This window comes from Turicibacter faecis (assembly GCF_037076425.1).
Lineage (GTDB): Bacteria > Bacillota_I > Bacilli_A > MOL361 > Turicibacteraceae > Turicibacter > Turicibacter faecis.
Genome location: NZ_AP028127.1, coordinates 607,971 through 630,485, shown reverse-complemented (window position 1 = coordinate 630,485; position 22,515 = coordinate 607,971). Strand labels below are relative to the sequence as shown.

The following is a 22,515-nucleotide window of genomic DNA, read 5'->3' as shown; positions in this document are numbered from 1 at the left end:
AATGAGTGGAGAGAAAACCCCACTAGACTGACTAAATCCGTTAATTTAACCAATAAAAAAATGTCTAACGCGAGGGGTTCCCCTACGTTAGACATTTTTGATGTGTGAGTACGTATTTATGAAATTATTCTTCAGTTACTGTTTCTTCTACTTCAACCTCATCTGAGAAGTCTAAAGCAGCCATACGTTGTAATTGGCGGAATCGACGTTGTGCATCTTTACGATTAGCCTCTAACAACTCCTCTGCATGATCTGGATTAATTTTTGTCACCTGAGCATAACGAGCTTCACTTATTAAGAAGTCACGGTATTTATCCCAATTTGGAGCTTTTGAATCCAATTGTAATGGATTTTTCCCAGCCTCTAATAACTCAGGATTGAAACGATATGTTGGCCAATAGCCACATTCAGTAGCTAATTTTGCTTGGCTCATTGAGTTTGCTAAACCGCCTTTAATCCCGTGTGCGATACATGGTGAATAAGCGATAACAATTGATGGACCTTGATGTTTTTCAGCTTCCATCATTGCTTTGATTACCTGTGCTTGATTTGCACCGTGAGAAACTTGGGCAACATAAACGTGTCCATATGACATCGCAATGGCAGCTAAGTCTTTTTTCTTACCACCTTTACCTGACGCTGTAAATTTAGCGATTGAAGCGGCACGCGATGACTTAGATGACTGACCACCTGTATTCGAGTAAACCTCTGTATCTAAAACTAAAATATTAACATCTTCATTATTAGCGATAACGTGGTCTAATCCACCATAACCGATGTCATAAGCCCATCCATCTCCACCAATAATCCAGTTCGATTGTTTAACTAAGTAATCTTTTAAATCTAAAATTTCTTGAACCTCTTGATTCGAAGAGTTTGCAATTGCAACCTCTAATTGAGGAGCTAATGCTTTTGTTACTTCTCCACTATTACGGTTATCTAACCATTTCGTAAATAATCCCGCTAATTCAGCATCAACTTTTTCGATATTTTCTTCCATTAATAATCCGATACGGTTACGTAATGTTTCTGCTGCAATGTGCATACCGAATCCAAACTCTGCATTATCTTCGAATAATGAGTTCGCCCATGCAGGACCTTTCCCTTCAGCGTTTGTTGTATAAGGTGTTGCAGGGAATGATGCACCGTAGATTGATGAACATCCTGTTGCATTGGCGATAGTCATACGATCACCAAATAAACGCGTTAATAAACTAATGTATGGCGTTTCTCCACATCCTGCACATGCTCCTGAGAATTCGAATAATGGTTGAGCAAATTGAGAACCTTTAACCGTTGTTTTCGGTAATAAATCATCTTTATAAGACACTTCGTTGAAGAAGTAATCCGCACGAGCAGCTTGCCCTGCTTCTAACTCTTCACCAATTGGAACCATAACTAATGCTTTATTTCCTTTTTTACCTGGACAGATGTGGGCACATACTTCACATCCTGTACAGTCTAATGTTGAAACTTGAATACAGTACTCTAAACCATCTAATCCTTTACCAATTGCTTTTAATGTACGTGTTCCTTCTGGCGCTTGCGCCTTTTCAGCCTCAGTCACTAAGAATGGACGAATAACCGCATGAGGACATACGTAAGCACATTGGTTACATTGGATACAGTTTTCCTCAATCCATTTTGGAACAAAGTTTGCAATTCCACGTTTTTCATAGGCCGCTGTTCCATTTGGCATTGTTCCATCCGCATAATCAACAAATGCTGAAACAGGTAAAGTATCTCCTTTACTATGGTTAATCACATCAGCAATTGTTTCTACGAAATGAGGGCGTCCTTCAGAAACTTTTACCTCTTCGTCGGCTAAGTTCACCCATGCAGGATCAACTGTAACTTCTACTAATCCCTCTGCCCCTTTATCAATCGCAGCAAAGTTCATCGCAATAATAGCCTCACCTTTACGTGAATATAATTTTTCTACATACTTTTTCATTAATTCTTGCGCACGAGCGTAAGGCATAATTTGTTCATTTAATTTAAAGAAAGCAGATTGCATAATCGTATTTGTACGACGTCCTAATCCAATTTCTTTAGCTAATGTCACGGCATCAATAATATAGAATTTCGCCTCTTTTTGTGCTAATAACTTTTTAAAGCTATTTGGCATGTGTTCTACAATCTCTTCTGCTGAATGAACCGTATTTAATAAGAACGTTCCACCTTGGCGTAATCCGCTAATCATATCATATTTTCCAATGTATGTATCCATTGAACATGAAACGAAGCTTGGTGTAGAAACTAAATAAGGCGCACGGATAACATCTTTTCCAAAACGTAAGTTAGAGCGTGTTAATCCACCTGATTTCTTAGAATCATAGGCGAAATATGCTTGCGCATATAAATCCGTATTTTCTCCAATGATTTTAATTGTATTTTTATTAGCACCAATTGTTCCATCTGATCCTAATCCAAAGAATAACGCTTCGGTTACATCATCATTTAAAACCATGATTTCTTCTTTAACTGGTAATGATTTAAACGTCACATCATCAATAATACCTACCGTGAAGTCATCTTTCATTTCACCTGATAGATTATCATAGATTGCAACAATATGTGAAGGTGTTGTATCTTTAGAAGATAATCCGAAACGACCTCCTACAATTTTTGGAGCATTTTCACGGCCATGGAAAATTGAACGGATATCTAAACATAATGGCTCACTTGTTGCCCCTGGTTCTTTCGTACGGTCTAAAACCGCAATACGTTCTACCGTTTTTGGTAATACATTGAAAAAGTATTCTGAACTAAATGGACGGTATAAATGAACGGTAATAACCCCGACTTTGCGTCCTTCATTTTTAATTAAATAATCAACTGTTTCTTTAATCGTTTCTGTGATTGATCCCATGGCTACGATAATTTCAGTCGCATCTTCTGCCCCATAATACATAAATGGTTTATACTCGCGACCTGTAATTTCGCTAATTTTCTCCATATAATCTGCAACGATGGCTGGTACTGCATCGTAATATTTATTTTGAACTTCGCGTGTTTGGAAGTAAACATCGTCATTTTGTGCTGAACCTTTTGTCACTGGGTGATTTGGGTTAATCGCACGAGCGCGGAATTCACGTACTTTATCATAATCTAATAATTTTCCTAACTCTGCATAGTCCATCACTTCGATTTTTTGAATTTCATGTGATGTACGGAATCCATCAAAGAAATGTAAGAATGGAACACTTGATTTAATCGCTGCTAAGTGAGCAATTCCTCCTAGGTCCATCACCTCTTGAACAGAACTTGTCGATAACATAGCAAATCCTGTTTGACGAGCAGCATAAATATCTTGATGATCCCCAAAGATTGATAATGATTGAGCCGCGATCGCACGAGCCGATACGTGAATAACTCCAGGTAATAATTCACCCGCAATTTTATACATGTTTGGAACTTTTAATAATAACCCTTGTGATGCTGTATAAGTCGTTGTTAATGCACCTGCTTGTAACGATCCATGGACTGTTCCAGCTGCCCCCGCTTCTGATTGCATCTCCACTAATTTCACTGGAGCTCCAAATAAATTTTTCTTACCTTGTGATGCCCATAAATCTGTATACTCCGCCATAGGTGTTGACGGCGTAATTGGATAAATTCCTGCGACCTCTGTAAATGCATACGAAACATAAGCCGCTGCTTGGCATCCGTCCATTGATTGGAACACTTTAGACATAAAACTTAACCTCCCTCATTCATAACTAGAAATATGTCCATTATACTATACTTAACTCTTCAAAACAATGATAGTAAAATGCTTCCATTATGATTCTAACATTTTTTAACATCATAATCAATTAATGGTGTAAACCTTTATTTTCCCCTTATCGAACCCATTCTTACCCTTCGCTTAAATAACGATTTAATTCGATAAAAGGAACGTTTTTTCATCTTTACTTTCTTAGTATACCTAACATTTATCAACTATCAAAGTTATTTGCTTTTATTTTTAAAAAACATTATAACGATTATTTTTTTACCTCGTAAAAAAACTTACAGGACTCATTAGTTTTACCATGAGCCCTCGTAAGTTTCACTCGGTCACACCCCAAGATTATTGCTCATAAATGGATTTTTTATAACACGATGGATCCTACTCAAACGCTAGGTCCCATTCATGAAAAGATAACGGCCTTCACTTTCAGTAGAATCCCCTCTTTTAACCTCTCCCTAGTCTTGAGAATAAATATCTCTCTTGACATACGTTGTATGTAAGAGTTCATGTGCCTTATGGCTATTAGGTTCGCCTAAATATTCCTGATATAAAGCTGAAATAACTGGATTTTCATGAGATTTTCGGATATGTTGTCGCTCATCATCACTATAAAGTGCCTGAGCCCGTTTACTTCTCACATCGACTCCTGCATTGTAAAGCGACGCTGGTACATGGGGTTGACCACCACCAGCTACACATCCACCACTACATCCCATAATTTCTACAAAGTGATACTGTTTTTGACCTTTTAAAATTTGATCCACCAGTTCTAAGGCATGCTTTCCACCATGAACGACCGCAACATTCAATGTTAAATCCCCCACCGTTAAAGTTGCCTCTTTTAAATCATCAACCCCACGCACTGAATGATAAGTAATTTCTTCTAGGCTTTGTCCAGATAAGACATCTGCCGCTGTTCTTAAGGCGGCCTCCATCACACCTCCGGTTACCCCAAAAATGGTTCCAGCCCCGCTGTATTCACTTAAAGGTTGATCAAAAGCCTCATCAGGTAAATGAACAAAGTCAAGACCGTACATTCGAATCATTCGTGCAAGTTCACGTGTTGTGATAGAAGCATCTACATCCTGCAAGCCGTTTGTCTTCATCTCTTCTCGTTCTAACTCTCCTTTTTTAGCAATGCATGGCATTACCGAAACACAATAGATGTTAGCTGGGTCTACTTGATTTTTTTCCGCCCAATAAGATTTTAAAATCGCACCAAACATTTGTTGGGGTGACTTGCATGAAGAAAGATGCGGTAAAATTTCAGGTCGATATTGCTCAGCTAATCGAATCCATCCCGGTGAACATGAAGTAATCATGGGTAAGACACCGTTATTTTTAACACGATCTAATAATTCATAGGCCTCTTCCATTATGGTTAAATCTGCACTAAAGTTAGTATCAAAAACTTTCGCTGTTGGGCCGCCAATTCGACGAAGGGCTGCCGCAATTTTTCCCCCAACGTGAGTTCCAATTGGTAAGCCAAACTCTTCACCTAAAGCAGCACGGACGGCAGGTGCCACTTGAAAGACAACCACTTTATCTGGATCATCAATCGCTTGAATGACCTCATCAATTGTTGAATGTTCTGACAGAGCTGCTGTTGGACAAACATTAATACATTGTCCACAATGAATACACCCTGCTTGATCCATACTCATCTCAAAGGCTGGTCCAATGTACGTTTGAAAGCCTCGTTGGTTAAAGGCTAACACTTCTGTCCCTGCTTTTTCACGACAGGCGGCAACACAACGACCGCATAAAATACATTTCGATGTATCTCTCACAATGGAATATGAATCATCCCGATAAAATGGAACTCGGCATTCCCCACTAAACCGATGGGTATCACAATTTAAATCATTAGACAATTGTTTCAACTCACAGTCATGATTACGTTCACATGTCGTACATTCGACACGGTGATTAGCAAGTAAAAGTTCGACGGTCATTTTTCTGGCGTCTAACACACGTTTTGAATGTGTTTTAATTTCCATTCCCTCGCTCACTTTCATATTACATGCCGTTACGAGCGAACGAGCGCCTTTCACTTCAACAACGCACACTCGACAAGCACCTGTTTCATTTAAATCTTTCAAAAAACAAAGGGTTGGGATTTTAATCCCTGCCTCGCGTGCAGCCTCTAAAATCGTATACGTATCAGGAACCGTATACGGCATTCCATTTAAAGTAATATGAACGACTCCCATCTTTCCTCCCCCTATCGTTTAATAATTGCACTAATTTTAGTCGGACAGTGGGCCATACAAGAACCACATTTAATACACGCCTCTGGGTCAATCACATGGCGACGACGTCCTGTTTTAGCATTCACAACTTCCCCAATAGGTTGAATGCAGTGCACTGGACAAGATCTCGCACATGAACCACAACCGATGCATTTCTCAGTGATATAATACTCTAATAAATTTGAACAAACTCCTGCCGGACAACGTTTATCAACAACGTGCGCTAAATATTCCTCTTTAAAATGGCGTAATGTTGACAATACAGGATTCGGAGCAGATTGACCTAAACCACATAGCGAATTTTCCTTAATATATTTTGCTAAGTGTTCGAGCTCATCCAAATCTTTAAGTTCACCTTTTCCCTCCGTGATTTTTTTTAGAATTTCTTTCATACGTTTCGTTCCTTCACGGCAAGGCGTACACTTACCGCACGATTCATCGCATGTAAAATCTAAATAAAAATGGGCGATATCAACCATGCAGTTATCTTCATCCATAACGATTAATCCCCCAGATCCCATCATTGAACCCAGTGAAACTAAATTATCAAAATCGATGGCCGTATCTAAATATTCCTCAGTTAAACATCCTCCCGATGGTCCTCCTGTTTGGGCAGCTTTAAATTTTTTCCCGTTCGGAATTCCACCCCCAATATCGTAAACAACCTCGCGAAGAGTCGTTCCCATTGGAATCTCAACAAGTCCCGTATTATTAATTTTTCCACCTAATGCAAATACTTTTGTTCCCTTCGAGCGTTCAGTTCCAATACTTGAAAACCATTCGCCCCCATTTAAAATAATTTGCGACACATTCGCATACGTCTCAACATTATTCAATAATGTTGGTTTTCCCCATACCCCTTTAACCGCTGGAAAAGGTGGACGTGGACGCGGCATTCCCCGCTTTCCTTCAATCGATTCGATAAGAGCTGTTTCTTCACCACAAACAAATGCCCCTGCACCTAAACGTAATTCAATATCAAAATTAAAACCTGTATTAAAAATATTTTCCCCTAGCATTCCGTATTCATGGGCTTGTTCAATGGCAATCTGCAATCGTTTAACCGCAATAGGGTACTCTGCTCTAACATAAATATACCCCGTATTAGCACCTACGGCATATCCTGCAATAGCCATAGCCTCCAAAACGGCATGCGGATCTCCCTCTAAAATAGAGCGATCCATAAAGGCTCCTGGGTCACCTTCATCGGCATTACAAGCCACATATTTTTGATCTCCTTTTGCCTTATAGGTAAACTCCCACTTCAATCCGGTTGGAAATCCTCCACCCCCACGACCGCGTAAACCTGATGTTTTAATTTGATCAATAATTTCCTCAGGTGTCATTTCAGTTAATGCCTTGGCTAATGCCTTATATCCATCGTAAGCAATGTACTCATCAATATTTTCAGGGTTAATTTTCCCACAATTTCTTAAAGCTAATCGGGTTTGTTTTGCATAAAACTCGACTTCATTGACGGATTTAACCTCACCATCAACTAATGCTTCCTTATAAAGTAACTCTTTAACAATTCGTCCTTTTAATAAGTGCTCCGTTGCAATCTTATCTACATCGCTTACCTTTACCTTAGAATAAAAAACACCTTCTGGATAGACAATCATAATCGGTCCCGCTTCACATAAGCCAAAGCACCCCGTCATCGTCACTTTGACTTCCTCGTCAAGTCCGAGCTCTTCTAATTTTTCCTCTAATGCTTGTTTAATCTCTTTTGATCGTGAAGACGTACAACCCGTTCCTCCACAAATCAAAACATGCGCACGATATTCTGACATGAAGTTCCCCCCTCTTATTTACAAAAAACATCTAAATAGAAGTGCTATCTTCCGTAAACTCAGATACGACCTTTCCGTTCATTAAATGTTCTAGGACAACGTGTTTTGCTTTCTCCCCATTCATCTGAAGATACGTTGTTTTCCCTAAATGATCAAAAATCTCCACGACCGGTTCATTTCCGCACACTTCAAATTCCCCCGATTGAGTGATCATTACATTCATTAAGCCCTGTTGATTCACCTCGTGTACAAACGCTTTTAAAACTTCTCTCGCACCTGAGGCAATACCACATGTCCCCATACCAACCACTACTTTGACCGGTGCCTGATCAAGACGTCTTAAATGCAAATCATCTAATGTGCGCTTACGAATTTGCTCCAACTCCTCTAATGTTTTCACAACCAATCACTCCCCTCATCTCAATAGGATGTAAATGAAAAATCATTTGTCTCAATTTCCCGCTTCACCCACGCTATTGTATTCGGATGATTCATTAATTCCTCACCCACAACTTCTCTGACGCTTAGCGTCTCAAATTGATAATTCAATGATCCCTTTTGATGCATATAAATCAGATTAACCGTGGGGGCTATCTGAATAATGGTATACAACGTCTGATGGATATTTCCAAAGGGTGGACGATCCAGATGATTGAGCTTCATTTTAGCGCGTACACTCGTTCCAATTCCTTCCCTAGACTGAATAAGAACATTTCCTTCACACTGTTTAGCCCGCTCAATCAGTAACGGAATCCCTAATCCTACTCTATGATTACTCTTCGTTGTAAAAAAAGGATAAGTTGCTTCCTTGCACACCTGTGACGACATTCCAACCCCATTATCCTTAATTTCAAGTTCAAGTTCGTTCCACTCTAATGTTTCCGCGACCTTAATTTCAATCACCGTTGCATGCGCCCGAATTGAATTCATTGCCAGGTCTAAAATAGACATTGATAAGTCCCGCATCTCTTTTCCTCCCCCACATCATCGTTGTCCTCAATCACCAGACGCACTATCTCATTTCAATACCTCTGGCTATCCCTCAATGTAAATAACTTGATAAGTTCGACAGCGCTCAAGGGAGAAGAAAATAAATGAACTCCATTTTGACTAGCAGCCTCTATCGTTTCTGCCGGTACCTCCACTCCGTCTACCACAATAATTGCCCTTAAATTTTTTAAACTTGCAACCGCAACAATCGTTGGATGACTCTGAACCGTTAACCATACTTGATGAGGTTTAGCCTGCTTTAACACGTGACTCAATAAATCACCTACATATAGGTCATGAACCTGTTGAAGTTGATCGTCTATCCCGGGACTTAACGCATAAATAGGGAAACATTTAAAAGTTGGACTCCTATTCACAGCTATCATTCCTTTTATTCTTACCCATTTAAGCAAATTTTCTAAGCATCGAGGGTAGGCTCAAACCGACCCTGTCGCTTCATTCGCCCCTTACAAAAATGGGATAGATTCATTCATCGTTATACTTTTTAAAGATGTCATCAATTTGTTTCAATGTCACCTTTCCATAAACCTCATCATCTACCGTCATAACAGGGGCTAACCCACAGGCCCCAATACAACGTGTGGCTACTAATGAAAATTTTCCATCAGCCGTTGTCTGGTCAGGTTCAATTCCAAGCTCTGCCTTTATTTTATCTAAAATCGCCTGCGAACCTTTGACATAACAAGCCGTTCCTAAGCAAACCCCGACCACATGCTCACCTTTAGGAGTTGTTGAAAATTGGGAATAGAACGTAACGACTCCATGAATTCTAGCTACCGAGATTCCCGTCCGACTTGAGATAAATTTTTGAACCTCAAGTGGAATATACCCAAAAATATTTTGTGCTTCATGTAAAATCGGCATTAAGCCATCCGTCTCTTTCGAATGCGCCTCGATAAAAAGTGACAACTTTTCATAATTTTCTGGCGTTAAACTTGATTGTCTCATGAGACCTCCTCCTTAATAATTAAGAATCAAAGAGATGACCAAAAAGTCGGTGTTTATCTACTTGAAAAAAACTTAAATCAAATAAATCGCCTCTGATTTAATCTCTTTTTGACACCTAATAAACTATATGTCTCTTGAGTACAATTTAGACATTTAAAAAGACTTTCTAACAAACCCATGTGAATGAGATTAAAGATCCCTTCTCTATCTCTTATCCTTATAATAAGGAAATAGCTATTCTAAACTATCCTAGGCTTATTTTTGCATAATAAAAAGGACCTTACGGTCCTTTTCCCCACATAATAGCGGATACCATTCACTTTTTATCACTATAAATTATTTACTAATTAGCAAACCATTCTACCACAGCAGCAGCTGATGATCACTAATAAAATAAATAAAACTAAAATAAATGCACAGTTATTTCCACACATAATAAATCTCTCCTTAAAATTTAATCATAATTTAGATATAGGCTCCCAATTGAGCTTAAGATTACTTGGATCTCATTTTACTTCGATTAGCACATACCGAATCCGCATCCACATCCGCATCCAATAATAACTAATAAGATAAATAAAACTAAGATAAATGCACAACCATTTCCGAACATAATCTCAACTCCTTTCCAACCTTTCCACTCAGTTTCCTGAGCTAATATATCCTATGAATTTTTCGCAATTTGGTTTATGTTTTTACTCAAATTCCACAAAAACCTACCAAAAAAATATTGTTCCAAAATTTGAAAAATGATATGATTAAAAACGTTAAATTAAACAAAATAGAGGATGTGAACACAATGAAAAAGTACTTCCTAGCAACAGCGGCCGTTGTTACAACATTATTTCTCGGTGCCTGTTCAAATAAAAACGAAATTGGGATGAGTGTCCCAAATGGAAATGAAAAATTTATTACCTCTGATGTCGGTGATATTACAAAACAACAAGTATTTGATAAAATGGTAACCAAAGCGGGATTAGGTGCACTATTAGACTTAGTTGATTTCGATGTTTTATCTCAACAATATGAAATTGATGAAGCGGAAGTCGATAAAATCATCGCTCAATATAAAGAAAAAAATGCTAATTTTGAGGAATTTTTAACTGCTCAAGGATTTAAGGATGAAGCGGAACTTCGCCAATATATCGAATTAAATTTATATCGCCAAAAAGTAGCGGATGAAATTTCAGTCGTAACGGATGAAGAACTTGAAAAAGCATATGAGAGAGCTTACGAAATTGGAGCTCGCCATATTTTAGTGGCTGATGAAAAGACAGCAAAAGAAATTATTAAAAAATTAGATGAAGCAGAAGATAAAGAAGCTACTTTCCAAGAGTTAGCAAAAGAATATGGAACGGATGGAACAAAAGATAAAGGTGGAGATCTTGGAACATTCGGTCAAGGTGCCATGATTAGTGATTTCGAAGATGCTGCTTACGCTCTTGAGGTTGGAACGTATACAACAGAGCCAGTTAAAACACAATTTGGATATCACGTCATTTATAAATACTCTGAAGGTGAGAAAAAACCATTTGAAGAAGTAAAAGAGGAATTAACTGAAAAACTTCGTGAGAAAAAATTATCAGATGAAGCGTTCGTTGCTGCCCTTGCGGAAAAACGTGAAGAAGCAGGATTTGTCTTAATGAACGACTTCTTAGAAGAGCAATATACTGATTATTCAAAAACATATAAAAAATCAAATGAAACTAGTAATTCAGTCGTTGCTAAAATTAAAGACCATGAATATACGGTTGAGCAATTATACAATGAATTAGTTCCAGCTTACGGATTATCTGATGGAATTTCATTAATTGACGGTAAATTATTAGAAAAGAAATATCCAGTTGACAAAAAAGCCATTAAAGAATTAATTGATCAATTTAAAGTTGCTTACGGAACAAATTATTATACAGCAATGGCGCAAAACGGATTAAATAACGACGATGAAATTTATGAATATTTCAAACTCGCTCAATTGCAAGATGCAGCCTTAGCCGAGGCTTACCCGATTACAGATGAAATGCTTCAACAATTATATGATGAAAAATACGGTGAAAAAGCACAAGCCGATAAAGCTGAAAAATCAGAATCAACAGATAAAGAAGCTGAAGAAAAAACTGAAGTAAAATCTTTCGAAGATGCGAAAGAAGAACTTGAGTCATTAGCACGCCAACAACAATATACTCAATTACGTTTAGAGACATTATTAATTAAATTCCGCTCAGAGGCTAACTTTAAATTTACCGATGAGACATTACAAAAACGTTATGAAACAATTGTAGCGAACATCGAAAAACAAGCTGCCGATGAAGAGGCTGCCCGTCAAACACAATCAAATGAAAATCAACCTGCTGAGGAAAACAATCAAGAAACAGGAGATACAGCTGAATAATAAAAAAATGACTGGTCTAAAACGACCAGTCATTTTTTTATTTATGGTGATAAAATCTTCGGTTATCTAACATCGGAATACGATCACTCATTTCTCCAGCGGCACAGTGCTGAAGCGCCATCGTCGCTGCCGTCATCTTAGCAGAGACAACATCTAAATAATGTAGTAATTCAGCTTCAATAATCATAGGTTCCTTAGGTGAACCCCATTCTAATTTCCCGTGATGAGCAATAACCATATGCTTTAAAAACAATACCTCTTCCCCTTGATAGCCTAACTCACGAGAAGCTTCGTCAATCATTGAAACCATCATATTAATATGTCCAACCATTAACCCCTCAAGCGTATACTCCGTCTTAACACACTTTTCATAGCTCATCTCAAATAATTTTCCAAGGTCATGCAAAATAATTCCAGCATAGAGCAAGTCACGATTTACAATCGGATAAAGCTCACAATAAGCTTCTCCCATTTTCAACATTTCAAAAACATGTTGAGCTAGTCCTGAGCGAAAGGCATGATGCATTCGGCTGGCTGCCGGATGCACATAAAATTCTTGTTCATATTTGTCTAAGAAGTATTGAAGAATCTCCTTATAATATCCCTCTTGCATTTGCCCCATAAACTGCCCCATATATTCCTTTAATGACTCAACTGTCATTGAAGAAGATTCGACGTAATCAGCGGGATCGACATCCCCCTCTACCACAGAAATGGATTCAATATTCCACTGCTTTTGAGCATTATAAAGTTGAACCAATCCTTTGACCGTCACAATTTGTCCTGCCGAAAAAGCTTCTAACTCACTCGGTTTCACACTCCACTTATTCGCAAAAATCGAACCACTCTTATCTACAAATTCAAATTTTAAATACGGTTTTTGTGCAGCCGTTCTTAGCGACTGAACAGACTTAATCATAACAGTTAATGTTGTATCCTCTTTTGCTTTTAAATCTTTAATTTGCATGTGTATCACCTATCTCCAAACTTTCAATGAGTGTCTCAATCTTCTTATCGGCATACGTTTGATAAGAATCAATATATGTTTTTAAATCTTTTGGATTATGAACAGAAGTCCCAATTAAATATTTACTTGATGCACCAACACCTAATCCTAAAATATTTTGTGCTTCTTCCATAATTAAAATATTATAAATACTCTCTTGTCCAACCTTAGAATATCCGATATTCTCCATGTTACCTGAAATATTTTTTTGTCGGTATAAATAATACGGAATATAGTGATTTTCTTTCGCAAAATCATACGTCATTTGACCCATGCGTTGTAACTCTTCTTTTGAAGCAGTCGTATAAAGTCCACGATTTTTCGTTATTTTCGAACGTCGTTTAAAGGCAAGCATATGAACCGTTAACGATTCAGGTTGTAACCGCTCTATTTCCCTTAAACTATAGGCAAGCTCTTCACATCCTTCGTTTGGAAGTCCCACAATAAGGTCCATGTTCACATTATCAAACCCATATTGCTTTGCCATCTCATATTTTTCAATGACATCCTCAACCGTATGATGACGGCCAATTTCATCTAACGTTCGCTGATGAAATGATTGCGGATTAATGCTAATTCGGTGAATTCCATACTGCTTTAATAACGCTAACTTCTCTGGTGTAATCGTATCTGGCCGTCCCGCTTCCACCGTAATTTCGCGCACCTCTGCTGCACTAGCTAAATTTTGATAAACCGTGAGGAGTAACATTTCGAACTGTTCCTTCGTTAAGGTGGTGGCTGTTCCCCCACCGAAGTAAATAGAGGTAATTTTAATGCCTCTTTCTTTAACAAAGGACCCAACTATTTTAATTTCCTCTAGTAAGGCATCTAAAAACGGTTCAACCCATTTTTTAAACGGTTCATAAGCATACGCGGCAAACGTACAATACGCACAACGTGTTGGGCAAAATGGAATCCCAATATAAATACTAACTTCTTCATGGATGGTGTGTAAGTCAGGAATAACCTTTAATTGATGATTAGCCACTTCTAGTAACAAATCAATCTTCTCATCAGACACTAAATACTCCTCTTGCATATACTCCTTAATTTCAGTATCGCTATAGTTTCGTTTTTTCATCCCATGAACAAGCTTCGTAGGACGCATCCCATTTAACAATCCCCATGATTGAACTTTTCCTGTATGTTGTTGTAATAAAAGTAAATACACCGCTAGATACGCATATTTACGAATCTTAGTTTCCTGTTTTAAAACGACTTTTCTTTCAAGCGATTGTACCTTGCCATTTAACTCCCCCTGCACAAGGAGACGATCATTCTCCATCCGCTCAGAAAACTTAAACGTTAGATTTGGAGCCGATGATTGATTAATGGACGACGTTTCATAAAACGTCTGATTCAGTACTTGCATAGCGCTCAAAATAAGTTCATCTTCGATTCCCTCTACTTTAATATGGACAATATCCGTCATGATTTGCACTCCATTTCTGAATAAAAAATCCTTAGCAGTGCTAAGGATTTTTCACTATCTATTTTGACTTAAGCCCTATCATCATCTCAATGTCTTACCTTTTAAAAGCTGCATTATTTTACAAGAATCATCACACTTAAAGGCGGCATTTTCAAATCACCTGTTAGTAATTTAATGGGAGTAATCCCACTTTGATTTTCATCAGCAATCAACGTAAAATCAGAAGTAATGATAGGTATATTCACTTCATAATTTTGAGTGTTAAAGAATACCCGAATGTCGTTCCAACATCCGTAATCCTTCACATTTCTCAAATTATATTCTATCACAGAATTATGATGTTGAAAAATAGACAGATGTTTTTTTACAAGATAGGCGTTATGTAAACGGAAGGCACGATGTGCCCGACGAATTTTAATGTACCCTTTAACTAAATTCATACTTTTTTCATGCTGATACGCTTCATCCCATCGAATAGCATTAATTGAATCGGGTGAATTATAACTATTTTCAACCCCTTGCTTACTTCTAAAAAATTCTTGCCCACAATGAATAAATGGAATTCCTTGTGCTAAAATGACCATTGCAGTTGCTAATATCTGTCGTTTTTGCCAGGTTAGACTATCTTCATCACTATTTGATAGTTTCATTCGATCCCAAAGCGTATGATTGTCGTGACATTCGATATAATTAATACTTTGGGTCGGTTGATAAAACATATCTTCATTTAAACCCGAACTTCCTGATAGCAATCGTTTTCCATAGTTAGCAGAACCAAAATTCCCTAGTGCTAACCCTCGATCCTGATGATTAAACGTATGTCCCTTAATCGTATCGCGAAAAGCATCATTAAAATGAGCAATACGAGGTAATTTATAAGCATTAAACTTTGCCGCCTTTTGGGCTTGTGGTAACGGGGTATTCATATCCCAACCTTCACCGTATAATAAAATACTTGGGTCATATTCCTCACAAAATTGACTAATTTCATTCATCGTATCCACATCGAGAATCCCCATCAAATCAAATCGGAATCCATCCACGCCATATTCTTTTGTCCAAAACTTAATAGAATCCAAAATAAATTTACGTACCATTCGTCGCTCAGTGGCTAAATCATTCCCACATCCACTTCCATCGGACGGCATCCCTTGATAATCATAACGATAAAAATACGTAGGAACCATCGCATCAAATGGAAAAGTTCTTCGTTCATAAACATGATTATATACCACATCCATAATAACCCCAAATCCATTTTCATGCAAACAATTAATCATCGTTCGAAGTTCATTAATGCGAGTATACGGGTTATGAACATCTGAGGCATAACTCCCCTCTGGAACATTATATTGTGCAGGATTATAGCCCCAATTATAGGAATCTAGAGGATTTAGCTCATCGACACCTGAAAAATCAAAAATAGGTAGCAATTGAATATGCGTTACCCCAAGTTCTTTAAGATACGCAAGACCAAAGCGACGCCCAGTTTTTTCGTCCACGACTTCCTCTGTAAGTCCCAAAAATTTTCCACGTTGGTTCACGCGTGACGAGGGATCGATAGTAAAATCACGAATACTTAACTCATAAATAATGGCATCCGTCGGATGTTCCAATTTAGGACGAATAGCCTGATTTACTTTTACACACTTCGAGGGATCCACAACCACACTATACTCAGCATTGGCCGTTGAGGCAATAGCATAAGGATCAATGGCCTCTTGACGAATAAGATTATTTACAATCTCATAGCGATAGCGACAACCCTCCAAATCCTGATCAATCGTTAACTCCCATACCCCTCGAGGGCATCTTTTCATGCGTCTAAAATGAGTCACATCATCTTCATATAAAATGAGCTGTACTTGCGTCGCCGTAGGGGCCCATACCTTAAATTGAGTCCTTTCCTTTCGATAGGTAGGCCCTAGATCTTGACCTTCATAATAAAATCGTTTATCAAATTCAGCCGTTCTAGCAATGTATCCTAAAAATAGATAGTTGGTATTTTGATAAGTATCAATCACTTGATATTCAGTTCCGACTTTAACGAAACCTTTAATCGACAAAATATACTTAATCTCATTATAAAAATCACATTTTTCTTCGACCTTTAATTCGTAAGTTTCCGAGGTCTCTGTATCAATTAAATAAAATGGATCAATTTCTCCCCCATAGTAACTTTTAGGAACAAGTACCGTAATCTTATTATACTCATCTAAATAGCATGAAAATCTTCCTTGCATCGTTAACACTAAACATCCCTCCTTACACTCATTTTCATCTATATATAAACGGAAATTCCTTATATCTTTCCACCCTTCATCTAAAACGAGAAGCAAGAGCAATCTATCAAAAATAAATCTAGACCGTCCTCGATGAGTTAGTGGTCAAAATATTTTTCCGATAACACCGAATTTTAAACCCATGTATAAAGCGAAAGAAATTCCACCTCTCATGAAGCAACCTTAACTTTTGAATGAATCGAATAAAAAGACAAAGTACATCTAAAGCAATAAAAACTTCACCTTTAATAAAATCGCGCTCATTGTTACATTTAGATCAAGTCAAAACCGATGACTGCAACACATTAGAATTCTTTTAAAGATAAAAAATTTTGACTGATGAGCTATCCGCCTTAAAGTGCTTCCACTTCTCTTATTTCATTTATTAAATTAAGTGTAGATAATGGACTTATTTATATATAGGAACGTGACAAAATTATTACCACTTCTTTAGTATGCGTGATTTTATTCCATAATAGACAACATCCTCTTATAAATATCCACTTTTTCCTATCTATTACATTATGTACCTATCATTCCATAATATTTTCAAAAAAATGGGACCTCTTTCATAATAAAGTGACAAAAAAACATATTTAAATTGACAACATCACATATTTTTTGTATGATGAATACAGTTACAATTGTAAGTGTTATCTAAAACGTGGGAACTATTTTAGGAGGATTATAAATGAGTAAATTTAACATTAAAAACTATGCTATTCGAATTGGTTTCTTTTTAGTTGGATGCTTCATCATTCAATTAGGGGTTGCTTTCTTTATTAAATCAAGCACTGGGGTTGATTCGTTCACCATCTTTATGCAAGGATTATCAAATTTATTAAATATCACAGTAGGACAAGCGAACATCCTTGTCATGGGAACTGTATTCATTGGAATGCTTATCTTCACACGTGAATATATCCGTCTCGGAACATTTTTAGCAGTTATTACAGCAGGACCTTTCCTCGATTTAATTAACTTAGCTTTAGAAAACGTTGGAATTGCAGCCTTACCTTTAATCGTTCGTTTATTGATTGTCGCTATTAGCTGCGTCGTTATTTCAATTGGATTCTCAATCTTAAAATCAGCTAATTTAAGTGTTGCTCCAACCGATCAATTACCACTTATCATTGTTGATAAATCAAACTGGCAATATAAATGGGTTCGTATTACAATGGACGTTATTTGTATCGTTGTTGGGTTTACATTAGGTGGAGCTTTAGGTTTAGGAACTATTATTACAACACTCTTAATTGGACCTTGTATCCAATACTTCTTGCCAATCATTGAGAAAAAGGCCACACAAATCATTCCAAACTAATTTAATCAGGCGATTGAAAAAAGCAACATGACCGGTGTTGCTTTTTTTTTGCCTTAAAGACGCCACAAGAGATAGTTCAATTTTTTACTGATTTTAGAACGTTCTCGGTACACCCAATTTATATCAAAATCTAAATGGAACGCCTTGGAAAAAGAATAATAGAGGTTAACTTCTTGATAATGTGTTTCTAATACCTCTAAGTCCTCGGCATGCAGTCGTGGTTTAGTAATTTCTCGATTATCATTCATAAAGTACTCCTCAATATAAATCAACAATAAATGGAGCAACTCTGGCTGCATTACATTAATCGGTAATTTCATAATTTTCCATTGAGCCCATTGTGATAACTTGTACCGCTTAATTTGCCCTAGGACATATAAATAACCCTCGATATCCATCTGCTTATAATGCTCTAAGTTTCGATAATGCTCCTCCCAAATCATAAGCTTTTCAATGAGTGGGATTCCTTGGATTTCAAGCATCGATTCGTGTGGACCAATAACAGCCTGATTAATCACCTCATCTTTACATTTCAACTTTTCCTCAACAAAAGAAAGATTTTCATCAATTGCTGCTACATACCCAATATCATAAATTCCCTTTCGCCCTGCACGTCCCGCGATTTGTTTAACCTCCTGCGAAGTCAACTCCCGAACCTTTTCCCCATCAAACTTCTTAACACTTACGAACACAATCCTTCTAATTGGTAAGTTAACGCCCATCCCAATTGCATCCGTCGAAATTAACAACTCACTTTCTCCCTCAATAAATGACTGATATTGAACACGCCGAACCTCTGGGGGAAGATCACCGTAAATAATACTCGTCTTATATCCTCGGTCTTGATAATATCTTGATAACTCAAGCACTTTTTTCTTTGAGAAAGCAATGAGCGCATCTCCCTTTTCGGGTCTATTTAGCTGATAAGGCATCGATTCAAATTGTAGCGGCACATTTCGTGTATACTCAAGACATTGGTATTCATCTCCGCATTCTGTTATCATCTGAATAAGTAAAGACTTTGCATTAAGTGCCCCACACAAATGAATCTCTGGACTTAAGATTCCTAAAATAGCACGAGTCCACGAAGAACCCCGAACACTATCTTGAATTAATTGAACCTCATCAATAACCGCAACGTCATACTCTAACTCTAAATCTAGTTTTTCTATTGTACAACTAATATGTTGCGCCCCATCAACAATCACTTCTTCCTCACCTGTTAATAAATGACAAGGAACTCCATCTTGATTCATCTTCTCATAATTTTCAAGAGCTAAGAGTCGAAGAGGCGCCAAATAAATGCCGTTTTTTCCTTTCTCTAATGCCTTCATCGCCTGATACGTTTTCCCTGTATTCGTTTCTCCTAAATGCAAATAAAATTTTCGTTTCATCTGACGTGCTCGCGGATATTCATCCTTAGGGTGAGTCGGCAATTTAGCATGGTGAGGAGCATGCATTAACTCAGGTAAATAGTGACTAAGTAAAATGGATAACACTCCTGTTTGAATATACTCTTCCTCAAACCCTTCAATAACTTCCTCTAATTGATATTCTGTTTCATTCTCTTCATTGTATAAAGTCAAAATCTGTTTCGATGTTTCTTTAAGTTGTAACAAATAAGCTTCATACAAATTTCGTTCATTCATCTCCTCTAATTGGTCAAATAAATAAAGAATAATTTTCATTTTTTTACGTAAAATATTTTCCTTATTTAATAAACCTCCCATTGATTTTGTCTTATCATTTAATGTTAACTGATTAAGGTGCGCCTTAAGTTTTTTAATTTCTTTATCAATTCCCTGTATTTTCTTCATAAGACACCTCTTTCACCCTATGTCATCAGATGGATTGTGGTTTAAGGTTTCTACTATATAATATGTTCAAAGGCTAAATAATATCAGTGCTTTCAAGCAAAAAAGGAGAACAATCGGCATCATCTCATCCTGTCTTTATTTATCTTTTTATGTATTTTACGTCAGTCTGTGGTATCATTAATTGAATCTATTTAACGAAAGGTCTGTCATTTATGAATTTTAAATCATTAGGAATGAGTGAACCCCTCGTTCAAATTCTAAAAAAATCAGGAATTAAAACACCAACAGCTATTCAACAAGAATGTATTCCATTAATTATCGCTGATAAAGATGTGATTGCCCAAGCCCAAACAGGAACCGGGAAAACATTAGCTTTCCTACTCCCGCTATTTGAAAGAATTTCGCCAGAATCTACTAAAACGGAGGCTTTAATTATTACTCCTACACGTGAATTAGCCTTGCAAATTACTGAACAAGCCGAACAACTGGCAAAAGCAAAAAAACTCAATGTCCTTGCCGCATACGGCGGTCGAAACATTGGTTCCCAACTTAATAAATTAAAGAAAAACATCCATTTAATTATCGCAACGCCGGGACGGCTCCTCGACCACTTAGAGCGAAAGACCATTGATTTAAATCATGTTAAAACCGTGGTCATTGATGAGGCGGATCAAATGTTACTGATGGGATTTAAAAATGAGGTAGATCAAATTTTAAGAGCGACCCCGCGTAACCGTCAAACGCTTTGTTTCTCAGCAACAATGGCTCCTAATGTTAAAAAGCTAGCTTACTACTATACCTATTCTCCGGTTGTCGTAAACATTGAGCCTAAAAAAGTGACGCTTGATACTATCCGCCAAGAAGTCGTCGAAACGACTGATCGACAAAAATTTGATCGGCTGGCTCAAGCGCTCCAAGAAGATAACCCCTTTTTAGCTATCATCTTCGTGCGGACCAAACGACGTGCCAATGAGCTCTTTGCGAAAATGAAAAAACAAAAATTTAATGTTCAAGTCATTCATAGTGATATTGCCCAAAATAAACGGGAACGAATTTTAAAATCATTTCGTGAGGCTGATTTACAGTATCTCATTGCAACTGATGTTGCATCCCGTGGATTAGATATTTCTGGTGTCACACACATTTATAACTACGATGTCCCTGAAACACCAGAAACTTATATTCATCGAATTGGGAGAACAGGGCGCGCGGGTGAAGACGGATATACTTGCATGTTCGTCGCCCCAAAGGATAACTTAGAATTCAACATGATTGAGCGAAAATTACGCCGCAACTTACCACGACGAACATTTAAATAACCAAAAGGAGTCAACCGAATGGGAGACTCCTTTCTTTATTTAATTTTAAAAAATCTCTCACCAATAACGCCCAACCGCATACGCTAATGTTGTATAGTCTGAATTTTGAAACAGGAGGTTATTAACATGTCTAATTTACCAACTGACAGAAATAATAACTCTGTCACTCCTTTTAACTTTTTTAATTTATTTGACCAGCTTGAAAATATGGTCATTAATTCTTTTCAATCGGCGCTTGCCCCAATCAATAACACCGCATTTGAAGATAAGGGAAACGAATACGTCTTCACACTCACACTTAAAAATCTAAAACGAGAAGACATTCAATTAAATGTTGAAAACCAACAACTCATTTTAACCATTCATCAATCATTAAATACGACGGAAGATTCTTTTCAATCTTATCAAAGTCAGTCCTTTAGCCAAGCTTTTAGTCTTTACGACGTCGATGTTGATCAAATTACTGCCACGTTAAAAGACGATACACTCACCATTATTTTACCTAAACTAGAAACGGTGGTCCTCAATCGTCGTACCATTGATATTAAATAACGAAGGGTGGCTTCGATACCAATCGGAGAGATTCTTGCACACTAGCCTTTTCAGAGGAATATCAATTCAAAAGTAAAGACCTGGCGCGTAATCGACACCGAAAAAAAAGCTGATGTTTGTTGACATCAGCTTTTTTCAACGATAAAAAAATAAATTTTTTCTAAAATTATATTGATTTATGTTAGCAAGTTTTTATATTCCTATTTATCCGTGAAATACGATTGTAACTCACGGGCGTCATGCGGTGGAATTTCAAAATGTATCTGAAAGCCAATGACCTTTAACGTCACATACCGGCTATCCTCGTAGTATAACAAATCACACCTATGATTTTCTTTAGATGACAGACCATCATGGCCGAATTTTACCGTCTCTTCCTGATTGAATGAGAACGTTCCGAGAAGCGTTAATCCTTTTGGTAACGTGGCAACCTTCCACTGATCTAACTGTAAGCTTCCAATAAAGTGAACAATTTCAACTTCTTGAGATAAACGTTTAACAACCGTTGATTCGTCTGCCTTTAAAACAACAATCTCCTGAGCTTTCCAATTTTCCTCTTCATTTATTGAGGAATCTAAATTTCCATTGTGACACCCATAAAGAGGAATTGTCGCAAGGCTTAAAGCAACTAGCAATCGTTTCATAACACGC

General features: G+C 37.3%; 18 protein-coding genes. 4 read left to right on the top strand and 14 right to left on the bottom strand.

Annotated elements, in window-relative coordinates; translation table 11 throughout:
- Window positions 1–124: 124 nt before the first annotated feature.
- From nifJ to AACH31_RS02975, 9 genes are all read right to left on the bottom strand, one after another.
- Complete coding sequence (gene nifJ / locus AACH31_RS03010; protein WP_338617873.1) at window positions 125–3,697, bottom strand: pyruvate:ferredoxin (flavodoxin) oxidoreductase; 3,573 nt, start codon at window positions 3,695–3,697, stop codon at window positions 125–127.
- A 494-nt stretch (window positions 3,698–4,191) separates the two neighbouring features.
- The gene (locus tag AACH31_RS03005) at window positions 4,192–5,949 is read right to left on the bottom strand and encodes an NADH-dependent [FeFe] hydrogenase, group A6 (protein ID WP_161832284.1); all 1,758 of its coding nucleotides are present in this window, start codon (window positions 5,947–5,949) and stop codon (window positions 4,192–4,194) included.
- Window positions 5,950–5,960: 11 nt separating this feature from the next.
- Window positions 5,961–7,781, bottom strand: coding sequence for an NADH-quinone oxidoreductase subunit NuoF (gene nuoF, locus AACH31_RS03000; RefSeq protein ID WP_262953873.1), 1,821 nt, complete (start codon window positions 7,779–7,781; stop codon window positions 5,961–5,963).
- 31 nt (window positions 7,782–7,812) lie between these two features.
- Window positions 7,813–8,181 (bottom strand): (2Fe-2S) ferredoxin domain-containing protein, encoded by a 369-nt coding sequence (locus AACH31_RS02995; RefSeq protein WP_262953874.1) that lies wholly within the window; start codon window positions 8,179–8,181, stop codon window positions 7,813–7,815.
- 20 nt (window positions 8,182–8,201) lie between these two features.
- Complete coding sequence (locus AACH31_RS02990) at window positions 8,202–8,747, bottom strand: ATP-binding protein (RefSeq protein ID WP_262953875.1); 546 nt, start codon at window positions 8,745–8,747, stop codon at window positions 8,202–8,204.
- A 56-nt stretch (window positions 8,748–8,803) separates the two neighbouring features.
- Window positions 8,804–9,148 carry a hypothetical protein gene (locus AACH31_RS02985; protein WP_161832288.1) on the bottom strand — a complete coding sequence of 115 codons (345 nt, stop codon included), beginning with the start codon at window positions 9,146–9,148 and terminating at the stop codon, window positions 8,804–8,806.
- Between the two features lie 109 nt (window positions 9,149–9,257).
- Entirely contained in the window at window positions 9,258–9,740 is a 483-nt protein-coding gene (locus AACH31_RS02980; RefSeq protein WP_161832289.1) for a complex I 24 kDa subunit family protein, read from the bottom strand.
- A 347-nt stretch (window positions 9,741–10,087) separates the two neighbouring features.
- Window positions 10,088–10,174: a YjcZ family sporulation protein gene (locus tag AACH31_RS11780; protein ID WP_161831246.1), complete on the bottom strand. Its 87-nt coding sequence runs from the start codon at window positions 10,172–10,174 to the stop codon at window positions 10,088–10,090.
- An 86-nt stretch (window positions 10,175–10,260) separates the two neighbouring features.
- Window positions 10,261–10,353 carry a YjcZ family sporulation protein gene (locus tag AACH31_RS02975; RefSeq protein WP_161831122.1) on the bottom strand — a complete coding sequence of 31 codons (93 nt, stop codon included), beginning with the start codon at window positions 10,351–10,353 and terminating at the stop codon, window positions 10,261–10,263.
- A 186-nt stretch (window positions 10,354–10,539) separates the two neighbouring features.
- Between AACH31_RS02975 and AACH31_RS02970 the strand changes: the two genes are divergently transcribed.
- Complete coding sequence (locus AACH31_RS02970; RefSeq protein ID WP_262953876.1) at window positions 10,540–12,132, top strand: peptidylprolyl isomerase; 1,593 nt, start codon at window positions 10,540–10,542, stop codon at window positions 12,130–12,132.
- 37 nt (window positions 12,133–12,169) lie between these two features.
- Here AACH31_RS02970 and AACH31_RS02965 read toward each other — a convergent pair whose 3' ends face one another.
- The 3 genes from AACH31_RS02965 to pulA all read right to left on the bottom strand — a co-directional run bounded on the left by AACH31_RS02965 (window position 12,170) and on the right by pulA (window position 16,813).
- Window positions 12,170–13,099 (bottom strand): 3'-5' exoribonuclease YhaM family protein, encoded by a 930-nt coding sequence (locus AACH31_RS02965; protein WP_338617870.1) that lies wholly within the window; start codon window positions 13,097–13,099, stop codon window positions 12,170–12,172.
- A complete protein-coding gene (gene hemZ / locus AACH31_RS02960) occupies window positions 13,089–14,570 on the bottom strand; it encodes a coproporphyrinogen dehydrogenase HemZ (protein WP_262953878.1) in 1,482 nt (493 codons plus the stop codon). Before hemZ ends, AACH31_RS02965 begins: the two co-directional genes overlap by 11 nt.
- Before the next feature lie 113 nt (window positions 14,571–14,683).
- Window positions 14,684–16,813 (bottom strand): type I pullulanase, encoded by a 2,130-nt coding sequence (gene pulA, locus AACH31_RS02955; RefSeq protein WP_161831248.1) that lies wholly within the window; start codon window positions 16,811–16,813, stop codon window positions 14,684–14,686.
- Window positions 16,814–17,543: 730 nt separating this feature from the next.
- On the opposite strand from pulA, the gene AACH31_RS02950 reads away from it, so the two are divergent.
- Window positions 17,544–18,176 (top strand): YczE/YyaS/YitT family protein, encoded by a 633-nt coding sequence (locus AACH31_RS02950; protein WP_161831126.1) that lies wholly within the window; start codon window positions 17,544–17,546, stop codon window positions 18,174–18,176.
- A 53-nt stretch (window positions 18,177–18,229) separates the two neighbouring features.
- Here the strand turns inward: AACH31_RS02950 and AACH31_RS02945 are convergent, their stop codons facing one another.
- Window positions 18,230–19,993, bottom strand: a complete 1,764-nt coding sequence (locus AACH31_RS02945) for a helicase-related protein (RefSeq protein WP_161831127.1) — start codon at window positions 19,991–19,993, stop codon at window positions 18,230–18,232.
- Window positions 19,994–20,205: 212 nt separating this feature from the next.
- Between AACH31_RS02945 and AACH31_RS02940 the strand changes: the two genes are divergently transcribed.
- Window positions 20,206–21,312, top strand: coding sequence for a DEAD/DEAH box helicase (locus AACH31_RS02940; protein WP_161831128.1), 1,107 nt, complete (start codon window positions 20,206–20,208; stop codon window positions 21,310–21,312).
- Between the two features lie 126 nt (window positions 21,313–21,438).
- A complete protein-coding gene (locus AACH31_RS02935) occupies window positions 21,439–21,864 on the top strand; it encodes an Hsp20/alpha crystallin family protein (RefSeq protein ID WP_161831129.1) in 426 nt (141 codons plus the stop codon).
- Between the two features lie 200 nt (window positions 21,865–22,064).
- Here AACH31_RS02935 and AACH31_RS02930 read toward each other — a convergent pair whose 3' ends face one another.
- The gene (locus AACH31_RS02930; protein ID WP_161831130.1) at window positions 22,065–22,508 is read right to left on the bottom strand and encodes a hypothetical protein; all 444 of its coding nucleotides are present in this window, start codon (window positions 22,506–22,508) and stop codon (window positions 22,065–22,067) included.
- Window positions 22,509–22,515: the final 7 nt, after the last annotated feature.